At 45.0% G+C, this 10,480-nt stretch carries 8 protein-coding genes and 1 riboswitch; of the genes, 4 read left to right on the plus strand and 4 right to left on the minus strand.

Annotated features, from left to right (window positions below):
• Positions 1 to 122: 122 nt before the first annotated feature.
• Positions 123 to 1,499: an adenylosuccinate lyase gene (gene purB / locus Q0C11_RS02020; RefSeq protein ID WP_293005292.1), complete on the minus strand. Its 1,377-nt coding sequence runs from the start codon at positions 1,497 to 1,499 to the stop codon at positions 123 to 125.
• A 180-nt stretch (positions 1,500 to 1,679) separates the two neighbouring features.
• Positions 1,680 to 1,759, plus strand: a riboswitch (cyclic di-GMP riboswitch).
• A 142-nt stretch (positions 1,760 to 1,901) separates the two neighbouring features.
• Between purB and Q0C11_RS02025 the strand changes: the two genes are divergently transcribed.
• On the plus strand, positions 1,902 to 2,741 hold the full coding sequence (locus tag Q0C11_RS02025; protein WP_293005294.1) for an FxDxF family PEP-CTERM protein: 840 nt from the start codon (positions 1,902 to 1,904) through the stop codon (positions 2,739 to 2,741).
• Positions 2,742 to 2,961: 220 nt separating this feature from the next.
• The gene (locus tag Q0C11_RS02030; RefSeq protein WP_293005296.1) at positions 2,962 to 5,163 is read left to right on the plus strand and encodes a cytochrome c peroxidase; all 2,202 of its coding nucleotides are present in this window, start codon (positions 2,962 to 2,964) and stop codon (positions 5,161 to 5,163) included.
• Positions 5,164 to 5,186: 23 nt separating this feature from the next.
• Here Q0C11_RS02030 and Q0C11_RS02035 read toward each other — a convergent pair whose 3' ends face one another.
• Positions 5,187 to 6,521, minus strand: a complete 1,335-nt coding sequence (locus Q0C11_RS02035; protein ID WP_293005298.1) for a DUF3422 family protein — start codon at positions 6,519 to 6,521, stop codon at positions 5,187 to 5,189.
• Positions 6,522 to 6,626: 105 nt separating this feature from the next.
• Positions 6,627 to 6,791 (minus strand): hypothetical protein, encoded by a 165-nt coding sequence (locus Q0C11_RS02040; protein WP_293005300.1) that lies wholly within the window; start codon positions 6,789 to 6,791, stop codon positions 6,627 to 6,629.
• On the opposite strand from Q0C11_RS02040, the gene bioA reads away from it, so the two are divergent.
• Both bioA and Q0C11_RS02050 read left to right on the plus strand, forming a co-directional pair.
• Positions 6,780 to 8,030, plus strand: a complete 1,251-nt coding sequence (gene bioA / locus Q0C11_RS02045) for an adenosylmethionine--8-amino-7-oxononanoate transaminase (protein WP_293005302.1) — start codon at positions 6,780 to 6,782, stop codon at positions 8,028 to 8,030. The two genes, Q0C11_RS02040 and bioA, sit on opposite strands and share 12 nt — an antisense overlap.
• 20 nt (positions 8,031 to 8,050) lie before the next feature.
• Positions 8,051 to 9,448: an MBL fold metallo-hydrolase RNA specificity domain-containing protein gene (locus Q0C11_RS02050; RefSeq protein WP_293005304.1), complete on the plus strand. Its 1,398-nt coding sequence runs from the start codon at positions 8,051 to 8,053 to the stop codon at positions 9,446 to 9,448.
• Between the two features lie 377 nt (positions 9,449 to 9,825).
• On the opposite strand, the gene Q0C11_RS02055 is transcribed toward Q0C11_RS02050, so the two are convergent.
• Entirely contained in the window at positions 9,826 to 10,161 is a 336-nt protein-coding gene (locus Q0C11_RS02055; RefSeq protein ID WP_293005306.1) for a P-II family nitrogen regulator, read from the minus strand.
• Between the last annotated feature and the right edge of the window lie 319 nt (positions 10,162 to 10,480).

Consider the following 10,480-nt stretch of genomic DNA (forward strand, 5'->3'; position numbering starts at 1 on the left):
TGCAGGCGATATTGGGATTACACAATAAAATTTCAAGCCCTAAATGGAAATTTTTTATGCTGCCAGCAAACTCGCTAGAAACAATTTACCAGCCTGCTTCAGGTTTCTATTCGAATTATGGATTAATTCTTTATTCTTAAGGCCAAAATATTTGCCTTACCGATATAATTCTGAGGAGTTAATGTCAACAAACGAGCTTTCTCAGCTTCTGGAATATTCAAAGCATTAATAAACTGATGCAATGTTTTTTGAGTAATTCCATTCTTACCTCGCGTCAAAGCTTTTAATTGTTCATAAGGATTAGCCACACCATAACGTCGCATTACAGTTTGAATCGGCTCCGCCAGAACCTCCCAGGTATCATTCAGATCAACCATTATTCCGGATGTATTAACTTCCAGTTTATTTAACCCTCTGATACAAGAATCATAGGCTAACAGAGTGTGCCCTAACGCTACGCCCATATTGCGAAGTACTGTGGAATCGGTTAAGTCTCTTTGCCAGCGCGATATTGGCAATTTTTCGCTCAAGTGACGCAATAGCGCATTAGCAATGCCCAGATTACCTTCCGAATTCTCAAAATCGATCGGGTTGACTTTATGTGGCATTGTTGAAGATCCGATTTCATCTGCTTTGGTTTTTTGTTTGAAATAACCGAGCGAAATATATCCCCAAATATCGCGATTTAAATCCAGCAAGATCGTATTAATCCTTGCATACGCATCAAACAATTCTGCCATCGTGTCATGGGGTTCAATCTGGGTCGTATAGGGATTAAATTCCAGCCCTAGCCTTTCAACAAATAATCGCGCAAATTTTTCCCAATCCAAGTCCGGATAAGCGGATAAATGTGCATTGTAATTACCTACCGCACCGTTAATCTTTCCGAGAATTACGACAGATTCAAGTTGTTTCCTTCCACGTTGCAGGCGATAAGCCGAATTGGCGATTTCTTTACCCAATGTGGTCGGCGTAGCGGGTTGTCCGTGAGTACGAGCCAACATTGGAATATCGGCAAATTGATGTGCCAGCTCGACTAACCGATCAATAACCCTATCGAGCGCGGGCAACATAACTTGCTGCAAACTGGTTTTGAGCATCAAGCCATGTGACAGGTTATTAATATCCTCAGAAGTGCAGGCAAAATGAATGAACTCACTGACTCTGGCCACCTCAGTATTGTTGGCCAATTTCTGCTTTAACCAATACTCGATCGCTTTTACATCATGATTAGTAGTCGCCTCAATGGTTTTAATCGCTTCGCCATCTGCCAGCGAGAAATTTTCCGCTAAATTATCCAGTTCACGATTAGTTTGATCCGAAAAGAACGGCACTTCGGCAATCCCAGTCTCGCTGCTTAATGCTTTAATCCATGCGATTTCAACGTGCACACGAAAACGAATCAAAGCAAACTCGCTGAAATAGGATCGCAAAGTTTCAACTTTGTTGTGGTAGCGGCCATCCAGGGGAGATAGCGCTGTAATAACTGGGAAGTTCATGATGTTTTAAATTCTTTTGAAGCCAGGATTTTAGCATGCCTGCTTTGAACAGAAGAAAATATTCAGACAATTCCAGCAAGTTCTCACCGGTAATATCCTGTCAATTCAAGGTGCGACAATTTGCCGCAGCGACAATTTGTCGCATTGTAATTTGATCAATATACAATAAAATTAATAAGCAATAGATATAGCCACCCTTGTCGCAAGGCAAGTTCGGAAAGCCTACAGATCTCCCCAAATGAGACGGCTGGGTTGCCTCCTTTGAATGATGGGGAGTCACTGAATCGAAAAGCAAGCAATCGACATCAGATCATCATTCGTCAATCAAATGCCAGAAGCCATCGTTCATTTATTGATCACATAGCCGACGGTGCAATGTAACTTATTATTGGAGACTCAAAAATGCAAAAAAAACATGCAAAAAAACCAAATATCCTGATTTCAGCAGCGATTATTTCTATTGCTGCACTGGCTACTGCAAATGCGCATGCTGCAGATGCCGTAGGATTTAAACCTTGGACTGGTAACATTAATGAGCTTAGCTCGGACGGCAGCATTTCTGCCACCGAGACCGGTCTACAAAGTGCTTATTCGGATAATCCTGCCTTAAATAATTCTGCCTGGGCGCATACCGGAGATTGGTATACTTTTAAGAATAGCAGTCTGGCAGATGTCACCGTAACAGTTACCGGAGATAGCGGTTTTGCTCCCGGCGTTACGGTGTGGGCCACTGGAAGTACTGAATTCGATGGTGGAACCACCAGTTTTGGTGGCGAACTCAGTTCGGCGGGATTTGGCACCCCACATTCATTTAATGCAACGGGAGCCATGGGCGATACCGGTACATTATGGATGGCTAACGGCAATGGAGGCAATGTACTAGAAACCCTGGGTTATGCAGTTTCCGGCCCTTCGCACACCACTGGAAACGGATGGGGTGAGACCATTCTCACGGGGGCAAATGACATAAGTTTAACAAGCACTTTTGAAAACGGCGTCAGTGGCAGCACTGGAGCTAATTTTGCATCTCTTGTGTTCGATGACTTAGCGCCAGGCTGGTATGCGATGTACATCGGCGGCACTAACAATGCCACTGCCGGCGGGGCATTTGGTTTAACTGTTGACTCGACTGTTAGTCCAGTACCTGAACCAGAAACTTACGCTATGTTGCTGGCAGGCTTGGGTCTCGTTGCCTGGCGCTTGAAAAGCCGGGAAAAAACGTTAGATAGCGCTGCAGCTTAAATACTAGTAAAACCATAACAGAACCGAAGCGTTTACCAAAATCTCTTCGGTTCTTATCAGGAAGAATACTTTATCTGAATACACAAGAATTCACACAAGATTGATGTGAATTGCACGTAATAAATAATTATCAAAACTACTATCAGCACGTACTCAATAAAACACGCACAAGCACCCTGAAGTTCCTTGACGTACATGCCTGACATTAAGGAATATGATCATGCTAAATATTATAAAAAAATTCATAAGCACACTAATCAAGATAGGCTGTCTCACTTTTTTTACAGGCTCACCCTTACAGGCTGACGGTTTCGGGCCTATTCCCATGACATTAAAAGGTGCACCGGTTCCGGATGTACCCGGTTTGGTCGGTGGCCCCGACCCTATCATCATTAACAAAAACAAAGCGATCCTGCTAGGCAAGGCCTTGTTCTGGGATATCAATGTCGGAAGCGATGGCGTGGCATGCGCCAGCTGTCATTTCCATGCAGGTGTGGATCGACGCACTAAAAACCAAATTTCACCGATAGGCAGAAATAGTGATTTGCCTAAGGAATTTGAACTTGCAAGCGACGGAACGCTACGTGGACCCAATGCAATTCTAAAAAGAAGTGATTTTCCTTTCTTTCAAACCGACAATCCGCTTAATCCCACTGGCATGCCTATTTATAACAGTGATGATGTGGCTTCTTCCTCGGGAAGCTTTGGCGGCGAATACCGCGATGCCAAATCGATTGCTGCGACAAACGATCAGTGTAATCGCAGCTCCGATCCGGTTTTTCATGTCGGCGCAAAAGGTACGCGCAAAGTTGAGCCACGAAATACGCCCACTGTCTTTAACGCCGTCTTTAATTTTCGTAATTTCTGGGACGGCCGCGCCAACAATATTTTTAACGGCAGTAGCCTTTGGGGAGATCGTGACCCCGATGCCGGCGTCTGGGTTAGAAATGGTGATGGTACTGTTGCCAAAGAGCGTTTGAGACTCATCAACTCTGCTCTGGCTTCTCAAGCTGTCGCCACGGCCTTGGATGACACCGAAATGAGTTGCCATGGACGCACTTTTTCTGACTTGGGTCGTAAGCTATTAGAGCGCAAACCACTTGAACATCAACGTGTGCACTGGAACGATAGTGTACTAGGTGGATTGGCACACAGCACACCCAATAATTTGCAGAAAGGGCTAAATACAAACTACTACCAATTGATTATGGAAGCATTCAATCCAAAATACTGGGATTATAACCATACTGGCCAATTTGGCGCTCCGCCGCCTAGCTCCGCAACGCACGGCATACCTTATCGCCAGGTAGAAGCTAATTTTTCTATGTTCTTTGCGCTTGCACTTCAACTGTACCAATCGACACTGATTTCCGACGATTCCCCATTTGACCGCAGCACTGTGGATGAACATGGCGTGCCGATTGGATTAAGCGCATCAGCACAACGTGGAATGGACATTTTCCGCGATTCGCACTGCGCGCTTTGTCATATTGGCCCTAACTTTACTTCATCAGCTGTGGTAACCAATGGTATTTTGCAAAAATTAAACCCGCATGCTTTCGGCAACTCTGCATTCCGCGTCAGCACGACAACTGTGTTGACCAGCCTATCTTTAACCGGTGGGATGATGTTTCAAGATACTGGCTTCTCCGGTACCGGGGTGACACCGGTAGAAAATGATATTGGTCTGGGTGGCACCGATCCCTTCGGCAACCCGCTTTCGTTTTCTGATCAGTATTTACAGCTTCTGGCGGGTAATGCATCTAAGGTTGTAGATCCTTATGTTGCAAACGTGAGGCCCTGTGATCTGGATACGCAGATTGCAATCGACAGTGACAACCCGCATGCGTTATTTTTCACGCGCGCGGACGGAATACAAAACCAGAAACAAAATACCGTCAATTGTTTCAATCCGGCAGGCATATTGATTCCAACAGCTAACGCAGCGTTAGCAGAATTGAAGAAACCCAATAGAAGAAAGTTTTTAAGTGCAGCCAAAGGCTCATACAAAATCCCCAGTTTAAGAAATATCGAACTGACCGGCCCCTACATGCACAACGGCGGCATGGCAACATTGGATGAAGTATTGGAGTTTTATACACGAGGTGGTAATTTTGCAACGCCACCAAAAGAATTTGGCAAAATTTTCGCGCTGGTTGACTTACGACTCGCACCGCAAAAACGTAAAGACTTGCTTAATTTTCTAAAAAGTTTGACGGATGATCGCGTGCGCTATGAAAGAGCGCCCTTTGATCACCCCGAAATACGGATAACGCACGGTCACGTTGGAGACAATTCGTCAATCACCAAGTCCAGCCCAATGAATGCGGCGCTTGCAGCCGATCAGTTTCTGTTTATTCCGGCTGTCGGCGCTGAGGGAAGAGCAAAACCGCTGCAACCATTTGACCGTTTTTTGCAATAATACTGTGAGAAACGGATTAACGCTTAAGGGAGCTTAAAAAACTTATCATGAATGCGTCGTGTGGTACGCCAGACTAGCCACACGACGACAGGAATCATCAATCCAGCCACGAGCTCAGGCTGTATCGGTAAGTTAGCCGCTTTGCCTGCCTTAGCCAGATACAGCAACAAACTGATGACATAATACGAAATCGCCGCGATCGATAAACCTTCCACTGTGCTTTGTAAGCGCAATTGTAATTCCTGGCCCCGGGTAAGTTTTTCCAATAACTGTTGATTCTGAGTTTCTGTTTGGATATCAACGCGTGTGCGCAACAAAGCACTGGCCCGTGATACGCGCGCGGAAAGATAGCTCATGCGTTGCTCGGTCGCATCCACGGTTGCTATCGCCGGAGAAAGTCGCCGTTGCATGAATTCTCCAATGGTTGGCGTACCGGGTATAGCCTGCTCTCTAAGTTCTCTAATACGTTGTATCACCAGCTTATTATAAGCTTGTGTCGCTGCAAAACGATAACCATGCTCAACCGTAGCGCGCTCAATGCGTGCAGCTAAATAGATCAACGTATCGAGCAATTCCTGATCCGAACTTGCCTTATTTTCGAGCTGTGCTGTGATATCAGATAATTGCTGCTCGGCGCTCGTTAATTCAGGAATAACTCGCTTGGCAAACGGCAATCCTTTCAACGCCATTAACCGATACGTTTCAATTTCCAGCAGACGCTGTGCAACACGCCCAGCACGTGTCTCGGATACATCAGCCGACATAATCACCAGCATGCGTTCAAAACCGCTTGAGCGCAACCTAAAATCCGTGACTGCAAGCGAGTGTCCATCTCTGCCCATCAGTGACGCTACCACGCGATTATCGCCAAACCAGTTGCGCGCTTGCTCAAGCGTTTTGTCCGCTTGACTTATTTCACCCTCCATCATCGCCAATTCGATAGCCGCAAAGGTTCTTCCAGGAATTCCGGCCAACCATCCTTGCGGTAACACAATATAAAACAGTAATTCGGGATCTGATGCACCTAATTGCACAGTTTCAGGCAAGTGCTGTAATAATGAATAACGTGTAAACTCCGAGTGGCGCTCCCATCTCACGACATAATCCTGCAAATACAATTGCAAAAAATTATTTTGTAATTGCTCAGGCATCAAAACCTGTTGTCCAGGGAGACGGCGCAAATGCTCACATTCTTGTTCGCGCGTAATACCCGCATTGATTACAACAACGTTGATCACCAACGCGGGCAACTGGATGCGCTGACTCGGACGGGCATGTACTTCATTATGCAGCAACTCACGTTGCGGATCGTTGCCGGGCAACAAATTGGATGAATGTGTATTAATTTCTGGATCCATAGCTGCGGGAAACGTCGAATTTTATTGGAAAGCCTGAATGTACCAAGGATCCAGCACAAGGTCAAAAATACAGAAAAACAGCGGCTCATAGTCTACAATTGTCATTTACGACTGCCGATAACTGGCAGCAACAATCTCCTGGGATTCACGCATTCCAGTTAACAAATACACATGACGAAAATTAATCACAGCACCCTCGTAGCCACATCGCCCCTGCAGCAGCGAAGTCTTGACGCCGTGTGGCATCCATGTACGCAAATGAAACAGCACGAAACTTATCCGCTCGTTCCGGTGGTCAGTGGAAAAGGCATATGGCTTCATGACGCTGACGGCAATCGCTATTTGGATGCAATCAGTTCTTGGTGGGTCAATCTCTTCGGCCACAGCAATTCTTATATCAATGCCGCGATTCGTGATCAACTCGAGAAAATAGAACATGTCATGCTGGCAGGTTTTACTCATGAACCGGTTGTGACGCTATCGGAACGGCTGAGAAACATGGCGCCCGGCACGCTCGGACATTGTTTCTACGCCAGCGACGGCGCTTCAGCAATTGAAATCGCGTTGAAAATGAGTTTTCACTACTGGCTTTTGCGCGGACAACCACAAAAAAACCAGTTTATCAGCCTGCAAAACGATTACCACGGTGAAACATTGGGTGCACTATCGGTTACCGATGTAGCCATTTTCAAGCAAACGTATGCGCCATTGCTGCGGCAGTGCACACACGTTCCAACCCCCGATTGGCGCTACGCAGAACCTGGCGAATCTGCGCAAGATTACGCCATTCGCGCTGCCACCGCACTCGAACAGCATGTAGCGAAAAACCACGCGCAGATCGCCGCACTCATTCTTGAGCCACTGGTACAAGGCGCAACTGGCATGGGCATGTACCATCCGATTTATTTGCAGCGCGCGCGGGAAATATGCAATCAATATCAAATACATTTGATAGCCGATGAAATTGCGGTCGGTTTTGGTCGAACGGGAACCCTATTTGCTTGCAATCAGGCTGATATTGCACCGGATTTCTTATGTTTATCAAAAGGTCTGAGCGGCGGTTATCTGCCGCTTTCGGTCGTTATGACTACCGATACGGTTTTCCAGGCTTTTTATGATGACAAAATAGCGCGTGCATTTTTACATTCTCATTCACATACCGGCAATGCGTTGGCCTGTCGCGCAGCGTTGGCCACGCTGGATATTTTTGAGCAAGATCAGGTCATTAAGACCAACAAGATCAAAGCAGCGTATCTGAATAAAATTGCTGCACCGCTCACAACTCATCCTAAAGTCAATAACTTCCGCAATTGCGGCATGATTTGGGCTTTTGAAGTTAAAACAAAAGATGCGGATTTTGCCGCAACGTGCTTCCAAGCCGGGTTGAAACAACAACTACTGCTACGCCCATTGGGCACAACCATTTATTTCATGCCACCTTACATCATTAATGAGCAGGAAATGGATTTGCTGGTCAATGGCACGCTGCAAATATTGGATTCACTATAACTCACTGTAAAAAACATATTATGCAACTGACTTTCTTAGGCGCAGCCGGCGAAGTAACCGGCTCCAGTTATCTCATTGAAACTGGAACAATAAATTTTCTGGTCGATTGTGGTATGTTTCAAGGCGGGCGAGAAGCGGATAAAAAGAACCGCACCGCTTTCAAATTCGATCCAAAAGCAATTGATTTTGTATTGCTGACCCACGCTCATATTGATCATTCCGGGTTATTACCACGGCTGAGCGCATGGGGCTTTCGAGGCCCGGTATACTGTACTGCAGCAACTGCGGATTTACTCCAAGTCATGCTCAAGGATAGCGCCTATATTCAGGAAAAAGAAATCGAGTGGCGCAATAAATCGCGCCGTCACAGTCGATTTCCGCAAGATCTCGCGCCGCTTTATACAGTTACTCAAGCAGAAGCCCTACTGAAGCAATTGCATCGCATTGATTACAATATAGAAATTAACCCTAACCCCGCAATACGCTGCTGCTTTCGCGATGCCGGACATATTCTCGGCTCTTCCATCATCGAAGTTTGGATAAAACAACATGATGGACACAAGAAAATTGTATTTTCCGGCGACCTTGGCAAACCCGGTCATCCAGTTGTACGAGACCCTACAATTATTCAACAAACCGATGTCCTGTTAATTGAATCCACGTATGGCAACCGATTGCATCGCAACATGACCGACACACTTGATGAATTAGCATATGCTGTTAACCATACTCTGATTCATAAAGGCGGCAATGTCATCATCCCAGCATTTACGGTTGGGCGTACTCAGGATATTCTGTTTCTGCTGGTCGATCTCTATCGGCAAGGTAAGCTCGGAGAAATGGAAATTTATGTGGATTCACCCATGGCAAGTGCAGCCACTGAAATTACACTAAAACATCTATCCTTGCTCGACAAGGAATCCACCAATGCATTGCAATGGATGAACGACAATACACAAAAACCCCGAATTCATTTTGTGCAGGATATTGAAGAATCGATGCAGCTTAACCACATGAAACACGGCATCGTCATCATTTCAGCCAGTGGCATGTGTGATGCCGGACGTATCAAGCACCACCTGAAATACAATCTGGGTCGGCCTGAATGCAGCATATTGATTACTGGGTTTCAAGCTGCAAGAACCCTAGGGAGGCGTCTCGTGGATGGAGCCAAGCAAGTTAAAATTTTTGGCCAGGAAGTTCGTGTAAGAGCCGCCATCTATACCATCGGAGGCCTCTCAGCACACGCCGATCAAGCCGACTTACTCAATTGGCTCGGTCACTTCCAGAAAATGCCCGAAAAAATTTATGTCGTACATGGCGAACTGAGCAATTCCGCCGCCCTAGTAACTGCAATTCAACAAAAACTCAATTGGACAGCCAATATTCCGGAGCATTTGTCGGTGGCTGTTCTTTAGATATGAGCGTTATTAGCGCTGTAAATTTTCTGATTGTGTCACAGTAAAATTTAACTATTTGTCTGAACAACAAAATAATGGCTTTGGCAACCAAGAACAACTTATTTCTAGTCTCAGGCCGTAGACAGAAGAACCACTGCTCCTAATCTATTGATTCAGCAAAATACAAGCCACAAGCAACGGAAGTGTTTGGATAAATGCGGATGAACGCTATTGGAAGCATTGTTTGAAGAACTATTAATTTGGACGAAAAAAAATACATCTCAAACCTAAACTAACAGGCACCTAAAAAACGGGTAACTATCTAATCAGGTCTGAGTTAGTATAAATAATTCAAGCATAGATCACCTTGTGAGACTTAACTTGTTAATACCAGCTTAGATGTATTCTTCTCCTTTTTGTTTGGTTGTGATATCAATAACATCATCAATTGTAGAAATGAAAATTTTGCCATCACCTAAATTGCCCGTATGAGATGCTTCTGTAATTGCTGATGCTACTTCGTCTACTTTGGAATCCTCAACAACAATAAAAAACGTCAAAACATCATTGTATCGTTCAATGTAACGACCCAGCCCTGGCTGGACGTCTCTAGGCCCCTTCCCACGACCTTTTCCAGGGGTTACGGTTAGCCCACCAATTCCTAATTTTTGCAAAGCATCTAAAATGTTTTTTTCTCTGGATGCAAGAACAACCGCCTCTATTTTTTTCATATATTTCCTTGTTAAGATAGTTTAAAAATGTACTTCTGAAATACTCTAACTCTATATGCGCCAAATGTTGCAAACAAAATATACCAAGCTAGGACAAACAATTCAAACAATTTGTATTAGTTACTTTACAAATTCTTAGATTGTCGGAAGACAATGAAAGAAGTTAAATTACCTGCAAATGAACCGGAGGCTTACATTAATTAGAGCTTACTCAGAAATTCAGCGATCAGTTATGCGCTGCCAAGTAGAAATTCTGGTTTGAGATGAATTGGCAGGCACGCGCAAACGGAATTTCTCTGTGCATGCTCTTTTTTGTCAC

Origin of the sequence: Nitrosomonas sp., from assembly GCF_022842015.1 — a bacterium.
GTDB lineage: Bacteria > Pseudomonadota > Gammaproteobacteria > Burkholderiales > Nitrosomonadaceae > Nitrosomonas.

Bases quoted from the DNA above. Each gene is read 5' to 3' on its own strand.
- purB (WP_293005292.1), bottom strand. From the start codon at position 1,499: ATGAACTTCCCAGTTATTACAGCGCTATCTCCCCTGGATGGCCGCTAC.
- Q0C11_RS02025 (WP_293005294.1), top strand. From the start codon at position 1,902: ATGCAAAAAAAACATGCAAAAAAACCAAATATCCTGATTTCAGCAGCG.
- Q0C11_RS02030 (WP_293005296.1), top strand. From the start codon at position 2,962: ATGCTAAATATTATAAAAAAATTCATAAGCACACTAATCAAGATAGGC.
- Q0C11_RS02035 (WP_293005298.1), bottom strand. From the start codon at position 6,521: ATGGATCCAGAAATTAATACACATTCATCCAATTTGTTGCCCGGCAAC.
- bioA (WP_293005302.1), top strand. From the start codon at position 6,780: ATGAAACAGCACGAAACTTATCCGCTCGTTCCGGTGGTCAGTGGAAAA.
- Q0C11_RS02050 (WP_293005304.1), top strand. From the start codon at position 8,051: ATGCAACTGACTTTCTTAGGCGCAGCCGGCGAAGTAACCGGCTCCAGT.
- Q0C11_RS02055 (WP_293005306.1), bottom strand. From the start codon at position 10,161: ATGAAAAAAATAGAGGCGGTTGTTCTTGCATCCAGAGAAAAAAACATT.